The following is a 25,352-nucleotide window of genomic DNA, read 5'->3' on the forward strand; positions in this document are numbered from 1 at the left end:
GTCACTAGCTTAATGGTTGCATCACCTTGTGAATCAGTTAACACGGTTCCGTCAACAGGGTCGAATGCACCTAACGCGGTATCATTCAGGCTAAAGCTAATCACTTGATTCGCTTGCGCTACACCTGCTGTATCAGAATAGTTAACATGAACATATCCTGGCGACGATGCACTAATACTGGTAATTGCACTCCCTGATGAATCTTTGAGGCTTGCTGATAACACTTTTTGGTCTGCTCTAGGTGCATCACCTTGTGAGCTAAAGTTTACACTTGATGTATTCTCACCGATGACAACGTTTACTGTTCCTGCACCTTCTTTAAATTGAGTCGCAACTTTAATCGTCGCTTTACCCTGTGCATTAGTTAATACGGTGCCGTCTAAAGGGTCAAAAATGGCTAACGCTGAATCATTAAGACTAAAAACAACTAACTCATTAGCCAAAGCATTACCTTCAGGGCTTTTATAAGTAACTTCTAAATAACCTGGAACGCCATGACTAATATGAGTTATTACAGTTTGAGTATTATCAATTAGTGAGACTTCAATAGAATTTCCGCCAGGTATCGCGCCATCGCCAGAAAAACTCACACCTACGTTATCTGACTCACCAGTCACTAAACTGGCAGTCAATAATGTCGCAACTTCTTGACTGGATGTGCTTAAAGTTATTGAAGCTACACCTTCCGAGTTAGTTTTAACGCTTGCTGATACTGGGTCAAAGATACCAGCTTCAGGATCGTCAAGTGTAAAAGCCACGACTTGGTTCGCTAAAGCTCCTGCAATAGAGTCTGTTACTGTTGCAGTGATCAAAGCTGGTGAGTCGAAAGATATATCAGTAGTCGATATATCCAGGGTAATAGAAATTACAGAAGGATCAGGATCCGTTCCTCCGCTACCATCATCGGAAATGCTTCCACCACCACTACAAGCAAATAGAAATATTGAACTTAAAAGCGCTAAAAATAGTCTTTGTGCTGACCTCATTGTCAGTCTCCCTGTTACATTAAACTCGTACTTATGAATTATAATAGTTACTTAGTAAGCGATATCAAACAAAAATATTGCAACTTTCTCTTTACTCTACTGTTTTTTTCCACATTTATCCTCAAAAACTTTAACTTTTACCCCGTTTCATAAGATTTCGTTTCCTGATAGGCTTAAAAATGTAAAAAATATACTTATAAAAATGATGGGAAGGATGTAGTTTTGATTAATAAAAGTAAGCTTGGTTTAACAAGCAAAATACTAATAGGTATGGCAGCGGGTATTATTCTTGGATTAATTCTAAGAAATGTGTTCCCCGATAGTTTATTCGTAAAAGATTATATTACTGAAGGTATCTTGCACGTTGTTGGAACCATCTTCATTTCAAGTTTAAAAATGTTAGTGGTTCCGCTAGTGTTCGTATCACTGGTTTGTGGTACCTGTTCATTGAGTGACCCGTCCAAATTAGGCCGACTTGGTGGTAAAACCATTGCGTTTTACATGTTCACCACCGCGATTGCTTTAACGGTCGCAATTTCAATGGCCATTCTCGTTCACCCTGGTAACGCATCACTGGCAACCTCTGCGATGGAGTTCAGCGCTAAAGATGCCCCTAGCCTTGCTGAAGTCGTGATTAATATCGTACCAACAAACCCAATTGAAGCCATGAGCCAAGGCAACATGCTGCAAATCATTATTTTTGCAGTCATCTTTGGTTTTGCAATTTCACACATTGGCGAGCGCGGCGCACGTGTATCGGCATTATTTAATGATTTAAATGAAGTCATCATGCGCGTGGTTACTTTAATCATGCAACTTGCGCCTTATGGTGTATTTGCGCTGATGGCAAAACTAAGCTTAACCCTAGGTTTAGAAACATTCGGTAGCGTAGTTCAATACTTCTTCTTAGTAATTTTTGTATTACTTCTGCAAGCACTGGTTGTTTACCCTACGTTACTCAAGGCATTCTCAGGTTTAAGCCCATTAATGTTCTTACGTAAAATCCGTGATGTGCAATTATTTGCTTTCAGTACTGCAAGTTCAAATGCAACCTTACCTGTTACCATCGAGACGTGTGAACACCGTTTAGGTGCTGATAATAAAGTCGCTTCATTCACCTTACCCCTAGGCGCTACCATCAATATGGATGGCACCGCTATTATGCAAGGTGTGGCAACGGTATTTATTGCCCAAGTATTTGGTATTGAACTGAGCCTAATGGATTATGTAACAGTGGTTGTTACTGCGACATTGGCATCCATTGGTACTGCTGGCGTTCCTGGCGTTGGCTTAATCATGCTCGCCATGGTGCTCAACCAAGTCGGCCTTCCTGTAGAAGGTATTGCATTGATTATCGGTGTTGATCGTCTACTTGATATGATCCGTACCGCGGTTAACGTAACGGGTGACTCAGTCGCAACTATCGTCATTGCCAAATCTGAAGGTGAGTTCAATGAAGCTGTATTCAATGATTCACAAGCGGGTAAAGTAAGTGCGAGCTTTGAAGATCAAGTTAAAAACGTCAAAGCGTAAAATACATTAGCATTAAATATTTAGGCGCCATGTTATGGCGCCTTTTTTATTTGTGTTATAACCTAACTAATCAGATGCTTAACTCATGAGATTAAAATGGATTTTACCCTGCTTTCAACCCTTGCCGTTATTCACTCTTTAGCATTAATTAGCCCAGGGCCTGATTTCGCTATTATTGTAAAAACAGCCACACAACAAACTCGCAGCACTGCAATCATGTGCGCGGTAGGAATAAGTGCCGCGATATTGGTGCACAGTTTGCTATCACTTTTAGGGATAAGCATCATGATCCAGCAATCTGCAATGGCTTACATAGTGGTGCAAATTATTGGGGTGAGTTACTTGGCATGGATGGGTTATGGCGCTTTAGCGGCCTCATATCGGGCATATACACAAACTCAAGCATCATCTGATGAAACTGAAATCAATGGCCGTCTCCCTCACCAAGGCACTATGTCTGCTTTAAAAGGCTTTCAAATTGGCCTTTATACTAATTTGCTTAACCCTAAAGCGTTAATATTCTTTATCACCATTTTTACCGTACTGGTGACACCACAGGTCACCATAGAAACGAAATTTGCGTCAGCTAGCTTATTATTTGGCTTATCTATCATTTGGTTTTGCTTTCTCGCCATCATATTAACCAACCCCAACATTCAACACAAAATGGCTAAAGGCAATAATATAATTAATATCATTACCGGTATTATTTTCCTTGGCGTCGCTATTACCATTGCAATGTCATTAATATCCACGCACCTGTTGAACTAGAGGTTAACAATTCAAAATAAAATGCCTCTGTGTCAGCTACAGTTAAGTATTAGGCTGATAATATCTAACGATTAACAATGTAAGAGTATTTCCTATGAGAATTTTGGTAATCGAAGACGATCCGATTTTATCGCACCATCTAAATGTGCAGTTATCTGAATTAGGCAATCAAGTCCAAGTGGCTTTGACGGCTAAAGAAGGCTTTTATCAAGCAACTAACTACCCTATTGATATTGCCATCGTTGACCTTGGCCTGCCCGATAAAGATGGCATGACATTGATTTCTGAAATTCGAAATGCAGGCGTCAAAGCTCCTATTCTCATCTTAACCGCGAGAGTTAACTGGCAAGATAAAGTAGAAGGCCTTAATGCCGGTGCAGATGACTATCTGGTAAAACCATTTCAAAAAGAAGAGTTAGTCGCTCGCCTCGACGCTCTTGTGCGCCGTAGTGCAGGCTTTGTTAAATCGACCATCAGCTCAGGTGCTCTGCAGCTTGATTTAGCCGCTAAACAAGTCTCATTAAATGATGAGCCAATGGAAGTCACCGCCTTTGAATATTTAATTTTGGAATATTTAATGCGTCATTGCCATGAAGTCGTTGCCAAGCAACGCTTACTTGATGTGATTTATGGTGATAAAGAAGGTGACCCTAATACTATCGAGGTAATGGTAAGCCGTATCAGAAAAAAATTGACTAAAGGCGCTATTGAAAACCCCATCGCAACAATACGCGGTCAAGGATATAAATTTAACTTACCATGCAGCTAAGATTTAAACCCAAAAAGCGTCTGCTCACGAGGATGTTAATCACATCCTTAGCGATTATTGCACTTGTTGGCTTTGGCCTAGCTTGGTCATTGACCATTTTACACGCCCAAAATAGCTACAATGTCGAAACTTCGCAACTAATCGCTGAAATGCCTCAAATTGCAGCCGAATTAAGAGAGCACGACTTAATTCCGAAAAATAACAATTGGCTGCAAGAAAATAATAGGCAGAAACGCTATATTATGGCCAGTTGTGGGGATAATTATCGCCAAATTTGGACCTCTACACTGGCAAAAGAAAACGGCATCAATGACATTTGTAGCCGATTTAAAACCATTGCCGATACATCCCCGCCCTATTATCTGACCACGGCAAATAATAAGTCTTATTTTGCCTATCAATTACCGGTTGAATTGAATCAACAGCAATACAACATGATAGTGCTCAAAGATGCAAAAACCGTTGAAAGAGACTTCAAACGCTTTAAACGGTTAACTTATCTGCGACTGGCCGTTGTACTAGGTTTAGCCTTCATACTACTGATCAGTGCAGCCTATTGGGGCATGCACCCAATGATAACCCTTAAACAAGAACTACAAGCAATCACTAAGGGAAAAAAACAAACACTATCAAGTGATTACCCACAAGAATTAAAAGGCGTCACTCAAGCGTTAAATCAATTATTAGTCCAATCTAGCGAACAGCAAACTCGCTATCAAAATGCCATGAATGATTTAGCCCACAGTCTAAAAACCCGCTTAGCTGCGGTTCACGCCATTACTGACGACCAGCAGTTAAGTAAGGCTGATGCGAGCGAAAAAATCATGCAGCAAGTAGGACAAATGGATCAACTCGTAAAATATCAACTCAAAAGAGCCTTAGTGGGCCGACAAGGACTAATACAGGAGCAAACGCCCGTGTTACCCATGGTTGAGCAGTTATCACAAATGTTATTCAAGATTTATCATGAAAAGTCAGTGCAGTTTAGTAGTGATATTAATTCTGATATTAGCTTTCCAGTCAATAAAGGTGATTTGATGGAACTGTGCGGTAATTTAATGGAAAATGCCTTTAGATTGTGTATCAGTCAGGTCAAGGTTACAGCCTTTATTGATGACGATGGCTGCACTGTGTTAATCGTAGAAGATGATGGCCCTGGCGTTGAAGATGCACTCAAAACGCGCATCATTCAGCGTGGTGTGCGCGCTGACACCCAATCCCCCGGTCAAGGCATTGGACTTGCTGTGTGTCATGAAATTGTCAGCAGTTATCACGGCACCTTATCAATTACAGAAAGTCAGTTACAAGGGGCAAAATTCACTATTAAGATCCCCAATCAATGAGCATCACTTCGCTTGCGCGGTATAAAGTTGCTCAGCGCGATTGAACATTATCCATGAGGTGGCAATATATTTATCATCACTGATAGGGATATTGCCCCTATGGGTGTGGGTAAAGCCTGCGGGGGCAATCACCATAGTACCTTTTGTAGGCTTAATGGCTTTATTTTGATAATAAAACTCAGTTTCACCGCCTTGCTCAACATCATTAAGGTAATACATATAAAGTAATACTCTATGCAAGGCTTCATGGGAACCAGACTGCGGAAAGTGTTCTGAATGCCAATGAGGGTAACCACCTAAACTTTGCTGATATTTTTGCACATTAACCGTACCACTGCGGTATAAATATTGCGTTATCGCTTTGGCTTTATTCGCCCCTAGGTCAGAAAAATTATCAGGATTTAGCGTAACAGCTTCACCTTTATCATTGGCGATGGTGACAGATACCGCGCCCATGAGTGCCATAGGGTACTGGCTGAAGTAGTTTGCCGCATGGGTTAATGTTAACTGTAATAACTCATTTTTAAGCTGGGTTAAGTTATTGTGCAAGTCTAAGGTTAAATCTAAACTGCGTTTTTTATCCCTATCGACACCCTGTCCTGTCTTTCCTTCAGTCACTCCAGAGTGATTATCAAAAGCATTTCGTAACCTGTCGCACAAATCATCACTAATAGCATTGGGTATAACGTCAATAAAATCCATAATCTATAGGCACTTTTTAATATTGTAATGATATCATGCTGCCACGGAATGTTTTGCACTGCAAAGTGCATCCACATAACCGCTATAAATAAAACAATAAATCAGGTGATACTCTTTTAATCTATGAACAAAAACATAAAAATTTCAATTAATCAGCTTCAGGTAGGTCATTTCATTCGACTACCTATTTCATGGAAAGATCACCCATTTTTATTTAGTAATTTCAAACTAAAATCCCAGTCACAAATTGAATTACTTAAAAGCCTCAATATTAACGATATTTATTATGACGCCGAGCGCAGTGATTTAGGGTTAATTGACTTAAAACCCTCAGCGAATAAAAACGCTAGTACAGTGGTTGATCCTGAGGAACTAAAACAGATTAAAGCTAAAATGGAATCTTACAAACAGATTCAAATCGATGCCCAAAAAAAGTTACGCCGCAATTTGAAAAAAACCGAACAGCAATTTGAACGTTCTATCGCCATGATGCGCTCAAGCGTATCAAAGCTTGGCAGTCGCCCTTTAAATTCGGTCAGTGATGCAAAAGAAATGATCACAGACATGACCAATATGCTATTGAGTTCTGATGATTTGGTGCTGCATTTAATGACTGATGCAAAGCCCAATGATGTCATTTTCCATCATTCACTCAATGTGTCGACAATGTGTATGATGCTGGCTAAAAACTTAAACTGGCCTCGTGATGAAATTGAACTTATAGGCCTTGGTGCGTTATTTCATGATCTGGGGAAACTAAAAATCCCCAGTAATATTTTGAGCAAACAATTGCCGCTAACGACGCCGGAAAAGAACTTATTAAAACAGCATTCTTTGATGAGCCTCAACTTTTTAAAATTAGCTGACAGCTTTCCTGAACAGGCTAAACCCATGATTACTAATCATCATGAGTACCTTGACGGCTCTGGCTACCCCAAAGGCCTAAAAGGCGATCAGTTAGACAAATACTCGCAACTAATAAGTGTTATTAATGAGTACGATAACTTGTGTAACGGTACTAAGTTATCAAAACCTAAAACCCCTTATGCTTCTTTGGGGCTACTTTACAAAAATTATAAAAGTAAACTTAACCCTGAGTACGTTGGTAAGCTCATCAAAACTATCGGTGTTTATCCACCGGGCAGCCTCATCGAGCTTTCAAGTGGTCAATTTGGCATGGTAATGTCAGTAAATTTAAACAAGATATTATTTCCGCAAATTATGCTCTACGACCCTATCGTACCAAAAGAGCAAGCACCAATTATTGATTTAGAAAAAGAAGACATCAGCATTGTGCGCTGTTTGCCAGCTTCTGCATTACCCGAAAAAATCTTCAAGTACCTAAGCCCAAGAGAAAACATAAGTTATGCCATTGGCAATGCATAATCGAATAGCTAAGTTTGCGTTTTAACATCAGCATCGACCCAACAAAAAAAGCCATTAACGGTTGCGTTAATGGCTTTAAAGTCATCAGCTTTATAAAAGCGCTATAGCCAGCCTTTACGTTTAAAGAAGAAATACGTACCTGCGGCGCTCGCGAGCATCATTCCTATGGCCATGGGATAACCAAAACGCCAATCTAGTTCAGGCATATTGGTAAAGTTCATTCCATAACTACTGGCAATAACCGTTGGCGGTAAAAACACTACTGCTGCAACCGAAAATATTTTAATAATTTTAGTCTGTTGTATACCACTAAAGCCCATCGCCGCATCCAGCAAAAAGTTTAACTTATCAAAAATAAATTGGCTGTGGGGCATCAATGACTCAATATCAGACAGCATTTCACGCAAATCTTTAATATTTTCTTCAGATAAATGTTCGCGATAATAACGTTGGATATAACGTAAAGACCGCTGAGTATCGAGCAAACTTAAGCGAATTTTACCATTTGAATCTTCTTGTAAGGTAATGAGTTTAAACACATCATCTAATTCTTGGTCTTCGAACACTTGCTCGCCGACACTTTCAAGCACTGAATATACATCTTCAATTAAATCAGACAGGTAATCGACTTTAAGGGTGAAAAGTTCCAGCATTAACCCCTGAGGAGAGCTGACATCTAAGCGACCTAAGCGTAAGTAGTTACGCAGCAAGCGAATTAAACCGATATCCTCTTCACGTATCGTCAGCAAAAAATCCTTACGTAAATTGAAAGAAACGTTAATGCCTCTAACGTCTGATCCTACACGTTGGGGGAATAATGAATTGATGTGTAAGCCATCTTTACTTTGGAAAAAACGAGCTGATGCTTCAATCTCATTGATGTCTTCTTCTTCGGGTACTTCTTCTACCGAAAACCGACTTAGCCATTCCCTTTCATCATCATTGGGTTTAAACATATCTAACCACAATGTTCGATCGGGAATACTGTCTCGAACATTTAATTCGTGAACAGTTAACTTGCGATTTTCATAAACATAGGCAGTAATCATGTATCCCCCAATGTGGTCGATTTCTCGTCCACTGACAATAGGTTAAGTTTGCTGGCTAGTGTACTAAAAAGAACACACATTGCCATGATAAAAATGTAAAAATAGCCAAATCCCCTAAATAATGTGCTGAAATCGTTAAATCTTTAAATTAAGTGCAAAAAAAAGTGCCCATTTGGACACTTTAATTGTAAATCGTTGCTTTATTCACCTTTTAGGCGACGGTCTAATTGATCTTTTAAATTTGCAGGCACACCTTTAATCAAAATCGTGTCCGAAATAGGATCATAGATAACTCGCTCACCTAAATGGCCGCCATCAAAACTTAATGTTACCCCGCCACCGGTACCTGAAAACTTCTTCAAGGTACGTAAACTGGCCTTATCTGCTGGAAACTCTTCATCAAGTTCATAAGATCCACCGCAGGCAAAGTCATAAAACGAATCCATACCAGAGTCGGCAAGTTCATCCGCTAAATCTTTGACTTCAATATCAGCGCCTTCATCAGCTCTTTCTGAACAATACTCGAATACCTTGTCGCGGCACTGTTGACGTTCATCTTTGGTTAATTCGCTGCTAGCTACGAAATCTTCAACTGCATGCATAAGGGTTTTATTTTGCGCTTTCGTATTTACCCCTTCAACACAGCCCATAAAATCAAGGAAGAAGTCTGCCACTTTTCGGCCCGCGCGGCCTCTGACAAATGAAATATATTTACGTGAAGCTTTGTCTGCTTGCCATTCGGTTAAATCAATTCTGGCGGCAAGTTGGACATTAGTTAAATCAAGATGATTATTTTGCGACAACTCCATATCATCAAGTACCGTCATTGAAGGCTTGGCATTAAGCAAGGCGACAAACAAATAATCGCTAGTCATGTTGGTATAGCAAGACATTAATAAAAAACCGCCTTGGCTAAAATCATATTTAGCGAGTTCTTCTTGTAAAAGCTTACTGGCAGCACTGCTAAACTCAACAAAGCCTAATTCACCACTGCGGTATTCACTTAATGCATCAGAAAAAGCGGGGTTTGCTTCGCCATCTTCGCCGTGGGTTCCAAAAAAGCCAAAACCTTTACCCGTTTTACCTGTATAGGTTTGGTGTAATTCTTCTAACATCGCTTCTACGGCGCTGCTATTTAATAGTGGCTGAGGTCTTAAACGACAACTTAGTTGCCCCTGACTATCTTGAGAAATTTCATGGATAATTGCTTGTTCGATATTAATGCTCATAAGCCCTAACTGATCTTTGTGATGGAAGCGAAATAGCGGTAGATATCATAACAGACCGTGTTCAAAAATCTAAAAATAAAACCGTCAAATTACGTCAAATGCATCTCCTGAGATCCAAGGGTTAAACTGATGTTCTGTCCGCTTTAGAAAACACCAGCTATAAACCCCATAATCACTAACACCCAGCAACAGAAACTTGCAGCGTATCAGCTTTAAATCCGATATAATCACGTGCTAATTCATTACTTTTTGAACGATTTCGAATATGGCTATCCAATCTAAATACACCAACACCCAAGTTGAAGCATTAATTTCTGAGCTATTAGCAGTGCTGAATAAGCATCAAGCGCCTACAGATTTAAGCTTGATGGTGCTAGGTAACTGCGTTTCTCACTTATTGGAAAACAAGGTACCCAGTGAATCTCGTCAAGCAGTAGCAGAGCAATTCGCTAAAGCCTTGGCTCAATCTGTAAAAACCAGTTAAGTATCATTAAAAGGCATTTAAATTAATCAATTATCCTGTTATTTTTGATTAATACGAATTAGGAAAACGATACCGCATGGTTGAGCGCAAAAAACAAATGACCCGTGACAAAGTGTCACGTCTTGTTAACTGGGGCCACTGGTTTGCCTTCTTTAATGGCTTGTTAGCCATTATTGTGGGAACGCGATACCTCAGTAGTGTGGGTTACCCTGAAACCCTCATAGGTTGGGGTTACTTAGCCATTAGCAGTATTGGTCATTTTAGCTTTTTGGCTTTTATTGTTTACGTCGTTTTTCTTTTTCCTGCCACATTATTACTACCTTATTCAAAAATCCTACGGGGTTATGCTGCCTTAATCGCAACCCTCGGCTTATGTATTTTACTTTATGACACCGTAATATTTGATGATTATGGTATTCACTTAAGTCCATTCGCTTTTGACTTAGCCTGGTCAGATCTCAATGCCCTATTAGGTAACACCTCTTATATTGCTACTCCTATCGGCATTATTTTAATTGAGCTCACAGCCGCGAATTTTCTGTGGAAACGAATTGAAAAAATAGAGAAAAAGCAGTTAGGTAATAAAGTCATAGCCTTTATCGGTATTTGTTTTGTCAGTAGTCATGTTATCCATATTTGGGCAGATGCTAATGATGTCACTCAAATTACCCGTTTTGATGACACCATGCCATTGTCTTATCCGGCAACGGCACGTTCATTTATGGAAAGTCATGGTATTGAAGGCACCACTGCGCCAGATAAGACCTATCAAACAAAATCAAAACAACTGAATTACCCAATAGCTGCGCTGCAATGCAAAGCACAAAAACAACAAAATATCCTAATCGTCTCGGTTGACGGTTTAAGAGCTGATATGGTGAACTCGGCAACAATGCCGTTTTTCAGCCAGTATCAGCTGCAAAATAAGCAATTCACTGAACACTTTAGTGGTGGCAACCAATTTAATACCGGTATGTTTGCCTTACTTTATGGCTTACAAGGGAGCTATAGTGATAAAAAAGCGTTCGAGCATACTGCGCCAGTATTAACCCAAGTATTGTCAGAACAAGGCTATCATCAAGCGGTATTTATGCCCCAAGACAATGCCGACGAATTAGCCAACCATGCCATTTTTGACGGTATGGATATGCACCTAAGCCATAGCGATATTGGCAGCGCGCAAACCGACATCAAAAATACTGAGCTATTTATTCAATGGCAAGCTCAGCAAGCCTCACCGTGGTTTTCATTGGTAAACTTATCTGCCACTAAGCACTATGACACCCCAATTGGCTTTTTAGGCATTGAAACTGTTAAGCCCCATCTAAGCTTAAAACCTGCTGAAAAAGTGCTATATAACCAATACAGGCAGTCGCTATTCTTTATCGATCAGCAAATACAACAACTGCTTACTAACCTTGATGATCAAACCTTAGTCATTGTCACCGGTACCCATGGGCAAATTTTCAGTAGTAATCCTCGTGAAGTTAATCAGGATCTTTCACCTGCTAATGTCAAAGTGCCCTTTGTCATGCATTGGCCTAAAACAACCTCTGATACCGTAAATTATCGTACTAGCCACTATGGCGTAGTACCGACAATCATGGGGCAAGCACTGCACTGTAATAACCCGATCACCGATTACAGCTCTGGATACAACCTATTACAACCCAGTGAGAAGAGCTGGGTCTATATCGGTGATAGCAGTACCTTTGCAATATACCAACAAGATGAGATTACGGTTCTAGGCAGACACGGAAAATATCGAATTTATGATATCGACTACAAAAAACGTCTTAAGCGAAAACTCAGTGCTCCTGAGCTAATTCAGGTCATGCGCGAAGGTCGAAGGCTTTACAATAAATAACCATTGAACCGTGGTTGATGCTATTTAACTCAATCTCGGTTTAGTCGTCAGAAAATATTGCCTGTTTTCCAGGCAAAAGATAACTAAAGATGTAAAAGCCACAAAGCAAATGCCTGTTTATTAATCATTTAAATTCAATTTTGCATTTTATTGTTGCGGCGCAAATACCTTCTAGGTAATCTAGCTAAAGAATGACGTTCGGGATATGGCCTAGTCCGGTAAGGCGCTTGTCTGGGGGACAAGAGATCACAGGTTCAAATCCTGTTATCCCGACCAATTCTTCTGCTTTAGCATTACCCCTTCTTTAAGTTTCTCGTTTGCCTAAATAACACATAAAATCAATACTCATTATTAAGCTCAGAGGCTTAAATTACCTTAATAACTTCATCTGTGCTTGCCATACAATGACAATATCACCACATAATCCCAAGCCTAGATTTAATCCTTAAATCTCACTTTCAGCGCTTTCAGCAAGCTTTGTCACCTAAAGAACTATTCTCTATTGAATATGTGATAGAGATTAGAAATTAGCATTAGCAAATCGGTTATATTGCGTCATCTTTCAACACCCTTGCTTAAGAAGTTCATTAAGCAATTGTCAGCTTTTCGGAGAATCCCTATGTGGTGGCGCGTACTATTAATCACCTTAGCGTACATGTTACTTGGCGCACACTTTTTGCGTTACGCTCAAATGCCATTAGCAATCACTTGTGCGGTTATGCCTTTACTACTCGCTTTTAAAAGCAACTTTTTAAACCGAGTAATCCAAATCGGCCTGGTATTAGGTACCATCGCGGTATGGGGCGTAAGCACTGTTCAATATATTGATCTACGAATAGACATGGAGCAACCTTGGCTGCGCCTTGCTGCGATTATGACTGGGGTAATGTTATTTAGTCTATTTGCCAGTTACTCGGTCAATGGCTTAGTAAAACAAGCTAGAAGCAAACAAAGCTTATTTAGATAAATGATTTTCAATAAATGCTAGCCATAAAAATACCGACACTTTGCCGGTATTTTTATGTCATCAGCTAAATCTTCAAGCTTATAGCCTTTAAGCTTAAGCGTTCAAAATTCAACTACTCAAAACCTTAAATATTCAGGTTTGGCTTTTAGCATTCGTATTAATTTTCGGTCTCAATTTTGATTTCGGCATTAACCAGTGACTAATTTGGCGTCTTCTTAGCCATAACAAGCACGCTATCACAGCAATATAAATACTCGGTTCAATAATCTCAGATTTGACCGACCAGTAAAAATGAAACGGCGCCAATATCGCTAACACATAAATCCAATTATGTAATGATTGCCAGCGCCTGCCCATATTGCGCCTTAATGCTTTAAAAGAGGTCACCGCAAGTAATAATGCAATAATAAAACCGCTAAATCCGACTAAAATGTAAGGCCGTTTAATGACTTCTTCAACTAAAAAGCCCCACGCAAACAGCAAATCTAAACTGATAAAGGCGCTAATATGTAGACAAGCATAGGCAAATACATATAAACCCACTAGCCGCCTTGTTTGCAATAACAAGCCTTGTTTAGTCAGCTTAGCCAGTGGTGAGATCATTAAGGTCACCACCAAAGCATTTATCGCGCCCATACCGGTAAAATGAATAATATATTGCACCGGATCGCCACCAGCATTATCGGTCAATACCAGCATAATTAAATAAACAACCGGTAAGATAAAACTAAGGTGTAAAAGCCCTTTTAACCACAATAAACCACCCGGGGTTAAGCGCATTAATAATACTTCCTCAAATCGAGATTGTTATATAAACCAGCCACAGACTCACCATAACCATTAAACATTTGTGTTGGAATTCGTTTGGCTGAAAACAAGCCTCCTTCACCAATACTGCGCTCAGAGGCCTGCGACCAACGAGGATGATCAACCTGCGGATTCACATTGGCATAAAAACCATATTCGCTTGGCGCTAATTGATTCCAACTGGTAGGTGGCTGTTTATCGGTAACGCGAATTTTAACGATGGACTTAATACTCTTAAAGCCATACTTCCAAGGTAAAACTAACCTCACTGGCGCACCATTTTGCGGCGGCAAGGTTTTACCATATAAGCCTACGGCAAGAAATGGCAATTCATTCATGGCTTCAGCAATGGTTACCCCTTCTACATAAGGGTAATGTATCCCGCCGCCCATTAAACGATTTCGCTGCCCTGGCATTTGGTCAGGGTCAAACAAGGTCTCAAAGGCCACATGAGTTGCCTTATTAGATACCCCTGCCATTTTCAATAACTCAGCCAGTGAAAACCCTACCCAAGGCACCACCATTGACCACGCCTCTACACATCTTAAGCGGTAAATACGTTCTTCAAGGGCGAACTTACTGGTTAAGTCGTTCAAATCTAAGGTTAACGGTTTATCCACTAAGCCTTCAATTTTAAGCTCCCAGGGATTAACTTGAAATGATTGCGCATTTTCAAACGGGTCTTGTTTATTAGTGCCAAATTCATAGAAATTATTGTGACGGGTAATTTTATCTTCTGGGGTTAATTTATCATTGATTTGAAAGCGGCTAGGCTTTGTATAATCAATACCTTGCACCGCAAACGCAGGTTTATCGTCGCTGCCAAATAAATCGAACAAACCCGCCTGCACTTGCCCCGGCAAGCTAGCCCCGAGCGAGCCTAGCCCCAAGGCTTTAACGATATTGCGTCGATCCCGAAACACCGTTTCTGGAGTGACTTGATTTTCTTTTAATGCCCATGATGGTGGGTTGGCAATGCCTTTGAAAAAACCTTTCTTTGACACCATAGGTCACCTCATTCAATTATTATCATTTGATATAAATAGTAGACAGTCTAATACGCGTTAAAATTTCAAAAAGTTTACTATTTTGATGTTTTGAGTTTAATAATTAAGCGCTTAAGTATTAATTAGTCCTTTTGAGCCTTGCAGTGTACTGCCCTGCATGAGAATCTTAAGCATCATTTTTTGCAGGTTTTTTGCATGACATTTCCTACAAGTTTAACTATCCCCGAAATTATCGTTTTAGCCGCCGTCGCTTTTTTATCTCTTCTAATTGGCGCACTACTTAATCAGCGATTAACCCGTCAGCGCTGGGAGCAACACAGACAACGCATTGCTGAAGAAATGAGCCAATTAACTGCTGAATTTGAAATTAAACAGCAATCACTTACAGAGCAAATTGATGACAAACAAGATGCGCTAATGCTCACTCAAAATAAGCTCGAGTCATTGATTGGTCAATTAGCTAAAATGGAAGCCTTTGCCGAAAGAGTGCCATTACTAGAACAACAGTTAAACGATGGCCAGCGTAAATTCATGGAAACCCAGCTAGCACTGTCTAAATCTAATGCGATTCAACAAAGCATTCAAGCGCAGGCTAATATCGAAAAAACCGCTTTAAATGACAAAATCGCCTTACTAGAATCAGCCGAAGAAAGACTAAAACTGCAATTTGAAAATCTGGCGAATCGTATTTTCGAGGAGAAGTCAGAAAACTTTAAAAAGCAAAATGTCAGCCAAATGGATGGCGTGCTTGGGCCATTAAAACAGCAGCTAGAAGGCTTTAGACAACAAGTTAGAGAATCCTATAGCCAGGAGCAAACTGAACGCAGCGCCCTTAAACATCAACTTGATGCACTCAAAGAACTTAATTTGCGAATGAGTCAAGATGCAGTCAATCTTACTAAGGCGCTCAAAGGCGATAACAAGCAGCAAGGTAATTGGGGTGAAGTCATCCTTGAGCGGGTCCTACAAGAAAGTGGTCTACGTGAAGGCCATGAATACCATACTCAGCAAGATTTAAAAGACGATCAAGGTAAGCGCTTTAAACCTGATGTCATCGTTCACCTTCCTGAACAAAAAGATGTGGTGATTGATGCCAAAATGTCATTAATTGCCTACGAGCGCTTCTTTAATAGTGAAGACGAGCTAGTACAGCAACAAGCGATAAAAGAGCTGGCTTTATCTATTCGTCAACACATTAAAGGCCTAAGCCATAAGGACTATCACAAGCTACACGGCCTAAAAAGTCTCGACTATGTATTAATGTTTATTCCAATAGAACCTGCATTTTTACTGGCTCTGGAGTCAGATCCTAGCTTAGTGAACTTCGCCCTCGATCATAATATTATGTTAGTCAGTCCAACCAACTTATTAGTAGCACTGCGCACCATTAACAATATTTGGCGCTATGAGTACCAAAACCAAAATGCCCAAAGTATCGCAGCCCAAGCAGGTAAAATTTACGATAAATTATGCAGCTATGTTGACGACATGGATAAACTTGGCCGCGCTTTAGACACTGCCGATAAAGCCTACCAGCAAGCAATGAATAAACTGTCCCAAGGTAAAGGTAATTTAATAAGGCAAGCCCATGTTATGCAAAAGTTGGGCGTTGAAACCAGTAAAAACCTTGATCCTCAATTAATAAATAAAGCCTTAGATGACTCTAAAGAGTCATAAGCGGTTTTAATTCAGTTTTTATGAGCAATTTTTATGAGCAATTTTTATGAGCAATTTTTATGAGCAATTATAGCTAATTGCACTATTCTTTGGCTTGAGGTGGCAACACCTTAAGCAAAAATAGACACTTGGCTAATATTGATAATGCAGCTTAATAGATACTATTTATTAATTAGATTCAAACAGTTTGGTTCGCAAAAGATGTCATACTGAGGCGGAGATTCTCATTATTATGCGCAACATATTGGTTAGTTTTGTATTTTTTCAAGGGTTATTGTGGCTGTCAGCTAGCGTTAATCTCGCCCATGCTGAAGAATCAAGTTTAAGCCCCCAGCAACAATTGTATCTTGATGCCCGCAAAGCGCTAGATAAACAACAGCTCAACCAATACCAAAAGCTACGTAAGCAGTTGGGTGATTACCCATTAACTGTCTACCTTGATTACCATGAGCAAGTAGCCGACATTATAAAAATGAGTGGAACTCAGGCCCATAAAGCCATCGAGCAGTTTAATACCACTCCGCTTTATAACGGCTTACGTTATCGCTATTTGAAAAATGCTGGCGAGAAAAAGCAGTGGCAAAACTTTTTAGCCATCTCACCTAACGCCCCTAATGATGTCACCTTGCAGTGTTACTATTACCGCGCTCAATTATCTCAAGGCAATAACAACATCGCTTATGACGGCGCTGAAAAACTGTGGCTTTATGGTCGCTCACGCCCCAAGGCTTGTGATGTGTTATTTAGTCAATGGACCAAGGCCGGTAAAAGAACCCAAGCATTAATTTGGTCAAGAATGTTACTTAGTTTTAATGAAAACCAATATGGCTTAACCCAATACCTATCCAGAAAAATCACCAAAAATAAAGCTGAGGCCGATTTACTAATTTCAGTTTATCGCGATCCCAACAGCCTACGTAATACCAAAAAGTTTTCTTCTAAAACGCCCATTGTGGCGGATATTGTTAATGTTGGGCTCAGAAAACTTGCCAGAAAAGACTTAAAACAAGCGGTAAAATTATATAAGAAATATGATAAAGCTAACCGTTTTAATGCCATCAAAGGCCAACAACTTAATCGTTATATTGTCCGCCGAGCATTAATCAGAAAAGAAGCTGATTTACTGGAACACATTGATGCAAGCTTACCGATTTTAGACTCTGATGACTTATTTCAAATTCGTTTGCGCTGGGCAATCGCAGCGCAAGATACAAAAGCAATCAAACACTATCTAACCTTACTCAGTGATGATGTCATTGATGACTCTCGCTGGCAGTATTGGAGCGCACGCATAAATAAAACCACAGATAAAACCCAAGCAGACAAGATAACGAAGCAACTTAGCCAAGCACGTAATTTTTATGGTTTTTACGCCGCCCAATCCATAAAGGCCCCGCTGGCGTTAAATAATGACAAGTTACAGTCATCGCCACTGCTTGCCAAAAAACTTCATGATGACCCAGGGCTTGCCAGAATTATCGAATTGATTGCCATCGATAAAACCCGCGATGCTCGCAGTGAATGGGTTCATTTGCTGCGCCGCCATGATACCGCGATGAAGGCTGAATATGGCCTACTCGCCCTTAAAAATGGCTGGTTTGATTATAGCGTCGAAGCCAGCATACAAGCCAGACAATGGAATAGTTTGCAATTGCGCTTTCCTAACGCCGCCCAAAACGAATTTGAACAAGCCAGTAAAAAATATCAGGTTGAGATAGATGAAATACGCGCAATCGCCCGCCGCGAAAGTGCGTTTTACCCTTATGCCACCTCGGGTGTGGGTGCGCGCGGATTAATGCAACTCATGCCCGCAACAGCAAAAGAAACCGCCCGAAAAAATAAGCTCAAATTTAACAATAAAAATGACCTATATAAGGTAAATTATAATGTTCAACTTGGTAGCGCTTATTACGGCCAATTGCTCAAACAGTTTGATCAAAATCGCGTGCTCGCCACAGCAGCCTATAATGCCGGCCCCCACAGGGTCACCCGTTGGTTAAAAGAGTCTGACGGAAAACTGGATGTCATGAGCTTTATCGAAACCATTCCCTTTAAGGAAACCCGGGAATATGTGCAAGCCGTACTGAGCTATAGAATGATCTATCAGCAACAAGAGGGTCGCGATGCCCCTATGTTCAGCGAAGCCGAACGCAAGTTTGCTTACTGATAGATTTGACGGCGGCAATGTGTTTATTGGTCACTTTGTCATTAACCAATAGCCATTAGCCTTAGCTTAATAGCTTAGCCACTTTAACGCCGCTTAAGACTTACTAAGGCTGTCGTGAGTAGTGTTCGAAACCGATAACTCACTGCCACGATAGTTAAACTCATCACAGAGTTTAGCTATCATTTTTTATCACTGAATATCTTCCTTTATTATCTTTGGCAGGTTAACGTAAGCCATTCGATGTATTTGTTAGCAAAATAGCTTAATTAGGCCCTTTTTGTTAACTAACGGAGTGTTTAGTGTCAGCAACAAAACTACAATCGCTGTTAAGCCAATTAGAAACGGTATTATTAGGTAAGCCTGAGCAAATCAAACTGGCGCTAGCCTGCATTCTCGCTAAAGGTCATTTACTGATTGAAGATTTACCTGGCATGGGTAAAACCAGTCTTTCTCAGGCCTTAGCCACCTCACTGGGCATGAGCTATCAACGTATTCAATTTACCAGTGACATGTTACCCGCTGATATTCTAGGGGTATCCATTTACCAGCAACAAAATCAAGTGTTTGAATTTCACCCAGGACCGATTTTTAATCAAATGTTATTAGCCGATGAAATCAATCGCGCCAGCCCTAAAACCCAAAGTGCCTTACTTGAAGCCATGGCAGAAAGACAAATCACCATTGATGGTGAAACACACACATTGCCACAGCCTTTTTTTGTTATCGCTACCCAAAACCCCATTGAGCAATCAGGGACGTTCCCGCTGCCTGAATCGCAACTTGACCGCTTTATGATGCGCATTTCTATTGGCTACCCAGATGAACATGCTGAGTTAGCCATGCTAAAAGGACTACATCAGCGCAGTGATGCCCCGCCGCTCACACAATGCTTAAGCCCAACCGAGCTAATGAGCTTGCAACAACAAGTACAAAAAGTCAGTGCCTCTGATGCTGTGCTTAAGTATTTGATCAATCTTGCCCAATACTCTCGTCAGCAAATCGATGGCAATGGGCTATCGCCTCGGGCCAGTATTGCACTGCTAGACGCAGCTAAAGCCTGGGCGCTATTAAATCATCGTAATTATGTGGTACCAGAAGATATTCAGGCCGTATTTCATTGCGTAGCAGAGCACCGCATAAGAACCAATAGCCAACTGCAGGGGCAAGCGCTGTCAGATCAAATTCTCGCACGCGTTAACCCAATAAGCTAAGCAGAAATTAATTGCAGATGAATAATTCCAAGGCAACAAAAAAATGGTATTCACGCTTGATCCCCGCCGCGATTAAGCAGCGCTGGTCAAAGTGGCTAGATAAGCGAATACCGGCGAACAAACAAATTACCTTAAGCCATAAAAGTATTTTTATTTTACCCAGTGGCTTTGGCGTCGCTTGGTTTGTGCTGATAGTGGTGCTGTATTTATTTGGCACCAACTATCAAAACAATTTGGTGATCGGCTTAAGTTTATTGCTGGCCAGTGTGTTCCATAGTTGCATTATTTACAGCTATAAAAATCTTGCAGGTTTAACCTTAACAGCATTAACCCCGCCTGAGACTTATGCCAACCAAAACTTGGCCTTTCCGATTGTATTATCCAGTAAAATCAACAAAGACAACAGCCAAACCAGCCACCAGCAAATTTGCTTGAATCTACCTAATGAGCGCCATAGCCGCATTACCGATGTCGCTGAAGGCGTCGATACCAGCGTCAGCTGTACCGCGCAATCCAGAGGCCTAGTTAACCCCGGTAGAATTCGCGTCTCATCCAGTTTCCCACTGGGGTTATTTAACACTTGGTCCTATGTGGATTTAAATATCCAGCATATTATTTATGCCGCGCCGCTGGCCACCCATGTATCGTTAACCAGTTTAGATAATGACAATCAAACCGAATTTGAACACGGTAAATTACAACCAGGGGTTGATGACTATAAAGGCCTTAAAACCTTCGTTGAAGGTGAGTCACTTAAACAAGTGGCGTGGAAGCAATGGGCACAAGGGCGCGGAATGCTAACAAAAGAATTTGCCCAACCTGAAGGCAAACCGGTGTGGCTAAGTTTAGACGACACCCTCGGTGATAGTCTTGAACAAAAACTCAGTAAGCTGGCGTGGCAAGTCAACGCCTTATCTCAATCGCAGCAAGTTTTTGGCTTGGCATTAAACCAACAAATTATCGAACAAGACAGTGGCGAGTCACACAGAAAACAATGTCAGCAAATGATTGCGCTTTATGGTTCAGTAGCTAAGCCAGCAATTACAACAGAACCAAGAGTTACACCTGAGTCAACAATTACACCTGAGTCAACAAATACACCTGAGTCAACGTCAGCATTTACTGATAAACACCCAGTGGGGAACAGAAAATGACCCAAGGCTCAGAGGCGTTAAAACATCAGTTAAATGATCCATTTAATGAGAACATTGGTCGTAATACCCTCTTTTGGTTATTAATTACCAATGTATTGGTGCTATCTCCGTTATACCAGCATGCCACCTTATGGAGCATCGGCATTTGCGCCATTTGCTTTGTGTGGCGTGTGGGAATTTACCTTGGCAAGGTAGCGGCGCCTCCTAAAGTATTAGTCACAGGGCTAGCCATTGGCGCCGCTGTCACCTTGGCTTTAGTGTCACAGGAAATTGGTTTACTTAACGCATTAGTCAATTTGCTCCTGCTAGGCTATGCCCTTAAATACATCGAAATGCGCCAAGTGCGCGATGTTAAAGTCGTGGTCTTGGTGGGCTTTTTCTTAATAGGCTTTGCGTTATTAGATCGCCAATCCATACTCGACACTCTACAACTGAGCTTTGTCGCCATCATTAATACCTGTGTGCTGATCAGCATTTATCAGCATTCAAGTCGCAAGGTAAACTTTCGCTTCGGGGTGAAATTATTTGCCCAAAGCCTACCCTTAGCCATACTGCTTTTTGTGGTGTTTCCAAGGCTGCCACCATTGTGGTTAGCCCCCAGCATGAAAAATGCTACTACCGGCCTGTCAGATGAAATTGCATTAGGGGATATTAGTAAGTTAACCCGCTCGCCGAATTTGGCATTTAGAGTCGGTTTTGAAAATGAACTCAATAACACCGATAAGCAGCAACTCATTAGCAATGAGCAACTGTACTGGCGCACACTGGTCATGGAAAACTACGATGGTCAACGCTGGAGTCAGTCGCCTTATCGTAAAAATGAACAACGTAGCGCCTATGGCAATAAACCTAAGCGCGCTAAGCCCAATTCAGCAGGTCTTACTGCGCCATTAATTTATCAAGTGATCACCGAGCCGACCTATCAAAAATGGTTGTTTGGTTTAGATCAGGCTTTTAGTCAATCTGAGCACATTGTCGAGTTATCCGACTTTAGGCTATTCTCACTGCGCAACATTGATCAACGCTTAAGTTACCAAGTGAGCTCTTATCCAAGTAGCGATCTTGATGCCAAACTCGCGCCAGACATCAGCAAGATAAATTTGGCCATTCCTAATAATAGCAATCCACAAACTCGCCAGTTGGCAGCCCAATTTGCTAAGGATTACCCACAGCCAGCAGCCCGCATCAATGCCATGATGGGTTACTTTGCTGAGCAGGCTTTTTACTACACCTTAAGCCCGCCAAAGCTTGGCCAACAGCAAGTAGATGACTTTTTATTTACTAACCAAGCAGGCTTTTGCTCCCACTACGCTTCAGCGCTAGTATTTCTCGCCCGTTCAAGTGGCATACCTGCCAGAATGGTCACCGGTTACCAAGGCGGCGAATATAACCCCAAAGCCGGTTATTACAGCATCTATCAATACATGGCCCATGCATGGACTGAAGTTTGGCTTGAAGGCCAAGGCTGGGTAAGGTTTGACCCCACCGCCATGATTGCCCCAGAGCGAGTATTAGACGGCTTTGATGCCACGTTTACAGGCCAAGACAGTTACTTACAAGACAGCCTATTTACCAGTTTACAGGTCAAAAATATTCCGTGGTTAAACAATATTCGCCTGCAACTGGCGAGCATCGATTTTTACTGGAGTGTGTGGGTACTGGGTTTTGATGAGCAACGCCAGCAACAAGTATTAGCCAAACTCCTTGGCAATGTCAGCAGCAGTAAAGTGGCTATTATGATGATCATCTGCTTTATCATCATTGCCCTTATCATTGCCTATTTTGCTGGCGTGTTTAAACTGCAGCCCAAACAAGATCCTTGCATCAAACGCTATAACCTTATTTGCGCAAAGCTTGCGAATAAAGGATTTCAACGTGATGCGATGCCACCACAAGCTTATGCCCAGTTTATTCAGCAAGCATTTAGTGAGCAGCAACCACAACTGGTGGCTAATTTTGACAAAATGACTGAACACTTTATTGCGTTGCAATACCAACCATTGTCGGTGAAACAAGTTGTGTTTCATCAACGGTTGTTTAAGCGATATTTTAGGAAGGTAAAAAGGAATGTGTAGGTTAATCTCTTTATAGATTCAATTTTAAAGAGCTGAAGTGGCTGAAAATAATGATGTTTAAACTTCTGGTTTGTTACCTTGTGAGTGAGGTTTTAAATAGATCAAAGTCGTGGCGCTTCGCCCACACCAGAGCCAAGGGGGAAAGCGCTTGTCCCCCTTGACAAACCCTCAGCGCCCCAGACGAAAAATGCTGAAAAACGCATAATTTTCGATGGGGATTGATCCAGCTTTTAACTTCGTTTGTAGATGGCTTCGGCCATTGTCGAAAGAACCTAACGCTTCCGATGGGCCTTCCCTGGCCCAACGAAAGCTAGCTTGGCATCCATGCCAAGCTCACGGCCTTTTCTCGATGACCTCAATTCATATTGAACATGCCTGTCTTTAAACTTCGTTACTAATAAAGTTAAATCGAAGAGATGAAAATTCCGGTGTAGATGCGTTCAAGACCGTCGAAAACATGGCAAGTTTCACAGTGTGAAACGCTCTGAGCGAGAGGCATGGATGCCGAACTGGCCGTTTAACATGGATGTTATTTGTTTTCTTAGAGCCCACAGGGATGCTTATTTTGAAATCAAGAATCGGCGAGTCTTGGATGCATCTGCACATAAGGTCGCTCTTTCACATCCATGTGACCGCGACATTTGTATATCCTATACATCACCTTCGGCAGGCAATAAGTTAAATTGAAGCTATGTGTTTCCCATAACTTAACCAATGCGCTTAACGTAAATCACGTCGAGATCAGAGCCTTTTACCTTTTTCTTAGTCTAAATCCAGCCCAATAAGTTGTTAAGTCATCTCAGTAAAAATTGAAGGCTTTCTTAGTTCCTGCATATTTCATTCACTAAATGGTCAAATAAAAAACAATTGACATAATGTGTCTCAAAAGCTAACTTAGACATAATATGTCAAACAAGGAAGTGTAAATGGATATTTGGAATTTTTTTACCAGTTTTATAGTGCAAACTATTGGTTTTTTAACTAACGAAGTTGGTGTTGGTGAGGCCGTAGCAATAATATTGTTTACTCTAATTGGCCGCTTAGCTTTAATGCCTATTAACGTTTTAGCTATGGCGAATATGTATAGAAATAAAAAAGCGATATCTGCAATAAAACCAGAGTTAGAAGAAATAAAAACAATATATAAAGACAAACCAAATGAAATAGCTAAATGTACAATGGCACTATATAAGAAGCACAATATTAAAATTCTGGATAAAAACAGTGCAGTAAATATTGTTAGTCAGGGTGTTTTTGGTTTAGGCATGTTCCAAGCCCTCCAACAAATAGTGTTTAACAGTAAATTTGCTTGGATTGCTAACATTGCAAAACCTGATGTTGCACTCGCATTGCTTGTTGGCGTTATCACATACTTTTCTATGACAATGATGCCAGGTAGCGCGGAGCAGACCAGTACTTTATTATTTATAATCCCCTCTATTATTTGTGTTGTTACCTTAATAAGCTTTCCATCCGCTATCGGTTTATATTGGGCTACATCTAGCGTGACGAGTTTATTTCAATCCTTGGTGCTTACTAAATTCTTTCATCAACAAGACACATATAAAGCTATTTAATTTGAACAGATAAAAGGTCAGAATAAACATTATTCTGACCTTTTATCAACTAGCCATTCTCTAAATTTTGTGTCTCCAACATTCTCCATTAAGTACCCCTCAACAGCACAAAAACAAGCTAATCCCACCAACCAATTCTTATCGAATTTGGTTGCTTATTTAGCGCTTAAACCCTAGATGTGATAAAAGCCTTTCAAACCTAATAACAACCTCTTAGAATGGTTTTTATCATCATTTGTAGAGTCGATTAATGCTTAGATTAATTCAATCAAATCAGATGGAAGTTCTTTCTGAACAACTGTCTAAAATGTTAGCTATTCCATTGGATAACGCTAATCTACTCGCAAATGAACATATATTGGTACAAAGCCCGGGGATGTCGACTTGGCTGCGCCTAGAAGTGGCCAAATATAATGGTATTGCTGCAGCCCTTTCCTTTCCGCTGACAAAAATATAAAGCCACCCATTACTCTAAATTTATAACATAACGCCTTCGTGAGTTGCCAACACCAAAATTCATTTACTGATGGTATTATTCCTGCCAAAGGACTGAATATTTCATCATTAATCACCAAAATTCACTCATAAACT

General features: G+C 40.7%; 19 protein-coding genes, 1 tRNA gene and 2 pseudogenes. 16 read left to right on the forward strand and 6 right to left on the reverse strand.

The features are described from left to right. Window positions 1–986: pseudogene (locus tag Q4533_RS18655) on the reverse strand (invasin); the annotation flags it as partial. Window positions 987–1,208: 222 nt separating this feature from the next. Here Q4533_RS18655 and Q4533_RS18660 point away from each other — a divergent pair. From Q4533_RS18660 to Q4533_RS18675, 4 genes are all read left to right on the forward strand, one after another. After that, the gene (locus Q4533_RS18660) at window positions 1,209–2,519 is read left to right on the forward strand and encodes a dicarboxylate/amino acid:cation symporter (protein ID WP_102439770.1); all 1,311 of its coding nucleotides are present in this window, start codon (window positions 1,209–1,211) and stop codon (window positions 2,517–2,519) included. Between the two features lie 96 nt (window positions 2,520–2,615). Beyond that, complete coding sequence (locus tag Q4533_RS18665; protein WP_102439769.1) at window positions 2,616–3,290, forward strand: LysE family transporter; 675 nt, start codon at window positions 2,616–2,618, stop codon at window positions 3,288–3,290. 94 nt (window positions 3,291–3,384) lie between these two features. Then, on the forward strand, window positions 3,385–4,059 hold the full coding sequence (locus tag Q4533_RS18670; protein ID WP_102439768.1) for a response regulator: 675 nt from the start codon (window positions 3,385–3,387) through the stop codon (window positions 4,057–4,059). Next, window positions 4,050–5,402, forward strand: coding sequence for an ATP-binding protein (locus tag Q4533_RS18675; RefSeq protein WP_303503775.1), 1,353 nt, complete (start codon window positions 4,050–4,052; stop codon window positions 5,400–5,402). The genes Q4533_RS18670 and Q4533_RS18675 overlap by 10 nt, the downstream gene beginning before the upstream one ends. Before the next feature lie 3 nt (window positions 5,403–5,405). Here Q4533_RS18675 and Q4533_RS18680 read toward each other — a convergent pair whose 3' ends face one another. Beyond that, window positions 5,406–6,104 (reverse strand): 2OG-Fe(II) oxygenase, encoded by a 699-nt coding sequence (locus Q4533_RS18680; protein ID WP_102519954.1) that lies wholly within the window; start codon window positions 6,102–6,104, stop codon window positions 5,406–5,408. 123 nt (window positions 6,105–6,227) lie between these two features. Between Q4533_RS18680 and Q4533_RS18685 the strand changes: the two genes are divergently transcribed. After that, window positions 6,228–7,490 (forward strand): DUF3391 domain-containing protein, encoded by a 1,263-nt coding sequence (locus Q4533_RS18685; protein WP_102439765.1) that lies wholly within the window; start codon window positions 6,228–6,230, stop codon window positions 7,488–7,490. Window positions 7,491–7,591: 101 nt separating this feature from the next. On the opposite strand, the gene corA is transcribed toward Q4533_RS18685, so the two are convergent. Together corA and yejK are read right to left on the reverse strand one after the other, a co-directional pair. Then, window positions 7,592–8,539 carry a magnesium/cobalt transporter CorA gene (corA, locus tag Q4533_RS18690; RefSeq protein WP_102439764.1) on the reverse strand — a complete coding sequence of 316 codons (948 nt, stop codon included), beginning with the start codon at window positions 8,537–8,539 and terminating at the stop codon, window positions 7,592–7,594. A gap of 200 nt (window positions 8,540–8,739) precedes the next feature. Next, the gene (gene yejK, locus Q4533_RS18695) at window positions 8,740–9,768 is read right to left on the reverse strand and encodes a nucleoid-associated protein YejK (protein WP_303503777.1); all 1,029 of its coding nucleotides are present in this window, start codon (window positions 9,766–9,768) and stop codon (window positions 8,740–8,742) included. A gap of 265 nt (window positions 9,769–10,033) precedes the next feature. Here yejK and Q4533_RS18700 point away from each other — a divergent pair, with 265 nt between their 5' ends. The 4 genes from Q4533_RS18700 to Q4533_RS18715 all read left to right on the forward strand — a co-directional run bounded on the left by Q4533_RS18700 (window position 10,034) and on the right by Q4533_RS18715 (window position 13,086). Further along, complete coding sequence (locus Q4533_RS18700) at window positions 10,034–10,252, forward strand: YejL family protein (RefSeq protein ID WP_076536859.1); 219 nt, start codon at window positions 10,034–10,036, stop codon at window positions 10,250–10,252. A gap of 76 nt (window positions 10,253–10,328) precedes the next feature. Further along, window positions 10,329–12,119 carry a DUF3413 domain-containing protein gene (locus Q4533_RS18705; RefSeq protein WP_303461940.1) on the forward strand — a complete coding sequence of 597 codons (1,791 nt, stop codon included), beginning with the start codon at window positions 10,329–10,331 and terminating at the stop codon, window positions 12,117–12,119. Between the two features lie 199 nt (window positions 12,120–12,318). Then, a tRNA-Pro gene (locus Q4533_RS18710) sits at window positions 12,319–12,395 on the forward strand. Window positions 12,396–12,738: 343 nt separating this feature from the next. Continuing rightward, window positions 12,739–13,086, forward strand: coding sequence for a hypothetical protein (locus Q4533_RS18715; protein WP_303414302.1), 348 nt, complete (start codon window positions 12,739–12,741; stop codon window positions 13,084–13,086). 132 nt (window positions 13,087–13,218) lie between these two features. Here the strand turns inward: Q4533_RS18715 and msrQ are convergent, their stop codons facing one another. Further along, window positions 13,219–13,866, reverse strand: coding sequence for a protein-methionine-sulfoxide reductase heme-binding subunit MsrQ (gene msrQ / locus Q4533_RS18720; RefSeq protein ID WP_303503780.1), 648 nt, complete (start codon window positions 13,864–13,866; stop codon window positions 13,219–13,221). Then, on the reverse strand, window positions 13,866–14,900 hold the full coding sequence (gene msrP, locus Q4533_RS18725) for a protein-methionine-sulfoxide reductase catalytic subunit MsrP (protein ID WP_102476121.1): 1,035 nt from the start codon (window positions 14,898–14,900) through the stop codon (window positions 13,866–13,868). Before msrP ends, msrQ begins: the two co-directional genes overlap by 1 nt. A 195-nt stretch (window positions 14,901–15,095) precedes the next feature. Here msrP and rmuC point away from each other — a divergent pair, with 195 nt between their 5' ends. The 7 genes and pseudogenes from rmuC to Q4533_RS18760 form a co-directional block, all read left to right on the forward strand. Further along, window positions 15,096–16,577: a DNA recombination protein RmuC gene (rmuC, locus tag Q4533_RS18730; protein ID WP_102439758.1), complete on the forward strand. Its 1,482-nt coding sequence runs from the start codon at window positions 15,096–15,098 to the stop codon at window positions 16,575–16,577. Between the two features lie 232 nt (window positions 16,578–16,809). Then, on the forward strand, window positions 16,810–18,744 hold the full coding sequence (locus Q4533_RS18735) for a transglycosylase SLT domain-containing protein (RefSeq protein WP_102439757.1): 1,935 nt from the start codon (window positions 16,810–16,812) through the stop codon (window positions 18,742–18,744). A gap of 299 nt (window positions 18,745–19,043) precedes the next feature. Beyond that, entirely contained in the window at window positions 19,044–19,955 is a 912-nt protein-coding gene (locus Q4533_RS18740) for a MoxR family ATPase (RefSeq protein WP_102439756.1), read from the forward strand. A gap of 17 nt (window positions 19,956–19,972) precedes the next feature. Next, window positions 19,973–21,109 (forward strand): DUF58 domain-containing protein, encoded by a 1,137-nt coding sequence (locus Q4533_RS18745; protein WP_303503782.1) that lies wholly within the window; start codon window positions 19,973–19,975, stop codon window positions 21,107–21,109. Then, on the forward strand, window positions 21,106–23,184 hold the full coding sequence (locus tag Q4533_RS18750) for a DUF3488 and transglutaminase-like domain-containing protein (protein ID WP_303503784.1): 2,079 nt from the start codon (window positions 21,106–21,108) through the stop codon (window positions 23,182–23,184). The genes Q4533_RS18745 and Q4533_RS18750 overlap by 4 nt, the downstream gene beginning before the upstream one ends. Before the next feature lie 926 nt (window positions 23,185–24,110). Beyond that, complete coding sequence (locus Q4533_RS18755; RefSeq protein ID WP_303503786.1) at window positions 24,111–24,761, forward strand: YidC/Oxa1 family membrane protein insertase; 651 nt, start codon at window positions 24,111–24,113, stop codon at window positions 24,759–24,761. Window positions 24,762–25,011: 250 nt separating this feature from the next. Further along, window positions 25,012–25,206: pseudogene (locus Q4533_RS18760) on the forward strand (exodeoxyribonuclease V subunit gamma); the annotation flags it as partial. Between the last annotated feature and the right edge of the window lie 146 nt (window positions 25,207–25,352).

The sequence above is a fragment of the Shewanella sp. 6_MG-2023 genome, assembly GCF_030547195.1.
Lineage (GTDB): Bacteria > Pseudomonadota > Gammaproteobacteria > Enterobacterales > Shewanellaceae > Shewanella.

Excerpts from the sequence above, each read along its gene's own strand:
- corA (WP_102439764.1), bottom strand. The coding sequence starts at position 8,539 with ATGATTACTGCCTATGTTTATGAAAATCGCAAGTTAACTGTTCACGAA.
- Q4533_RS18715 (WP_303414302.1), top strand. The coding sequence starts at position 12,739 with ATGTGGTGGCGCGTACTATTAATCACCTTAGCGTACATGTTACTTGGC.
- Q4533_RS18665 (WP_102439769.1), top strand. The coding sequence starts at position 2,616 with ATGGATTTTACCCTGCTTTCAACCCTTGCCGTTATTCACTCTTTAGCA.
- rmuC (WP_102439758.1), top strand. The coding sequence starts at position 15,096 with ATGACATTTCCTACAAGTTTAACTATCCCCGAAATTATCGTTTTAGCC.
- Q4533_RS18675 (WP_303503775.1), top strand. The coding sequence starts at position 4,050 with ATGCAGCTAAGATTTAAACCCAAAAAGCGTCTGCTCACGAGGATGTTA.
- Q4533_RS18680 (WP_102519954.1), bottom strand. The coding sequence starts at position 6,104 with ATGGATTTTATTGACGTTATACCCAATGCTATTAGTGATGATTTGTGC.
- msrQ (WP_303503780.1), bottom strand. The coding sequence starts at position 13,866 with ATGCGCTTAACCCCGGGTGGTTTATTGTGGTTAAAAGGGCTTTTACAC.
- Q4533_RS18700 (WP_076536859.1), top strand. The coding sequence starts at position 10,034 with ATGGCTATCCAATCTAAATACACCAACACCCAAGTTGAAGCATTAATT.
- msrP (WP_102476121.1), bottom strand. The coding sequence starts at position 14,900 with ATGGTGTCAAAGAAAGGTTTTTTCAAAGGCATTGCCAACCCACCATCA.
- Q4533_RS18745 (WP_303503782.1), top strand. The coding sequence starts at position 19,973 with ATGAATAATTCCAAGGCAACAAAAAAATGGTATTCACGCTTGATCCCC.
- Q4533_RS18685 (WP_102439765.1), top strand. The coding sequence starts at position 6,228 with ATGAACAAAAACATAAAAATTTCAATTAATCAGCTTCAGGTAGGTCAT.
- Q4533_RS18755 (WP_303503786.1), top strand. The coding sequence starts at position 24,111 with ATGGATATTTGGAATTTTTTTACCAGTTTTATAGTGCAAACTATTGGT.
- yejK (WP_303503777.1), bottom strand. The coding sequence starts at position 9,768 with ATGAGCATTAATATCGAACAAGCAATTATCCATGAAATTTCTCAAGAT.
- Q4533_RS18735 (WP_102439757.1), top strand. The coding sequence starts at position 16,810 with ATGCGCAACATATTGGTTAGTTTTGTATTTTTTCAAGGGTTATTGTGG.
- Q4533_RS18670 (WP_102439768.1), top strand. The coding sequence starts at position 3,385 with ATGAGAATTTTGGTAATCGAAGACGATCCGATTTTATCGCACCATCTA.
- Q4533_RS18750 (WP_303503784.1), top strand. The coding sequence starts at position 21,106 with ATGACCCAAGGCTCAGAGGCGTTAAAACATCAGTTAAATGATCCATTT.
- Q4533_RS18705 (WP_303461940.1), top strand. The coding sequence starts at position 10,329 with ATGGTTGAGCGCAAAAAACAAATGACCCGTGACAAAGTGTCACGTCTT.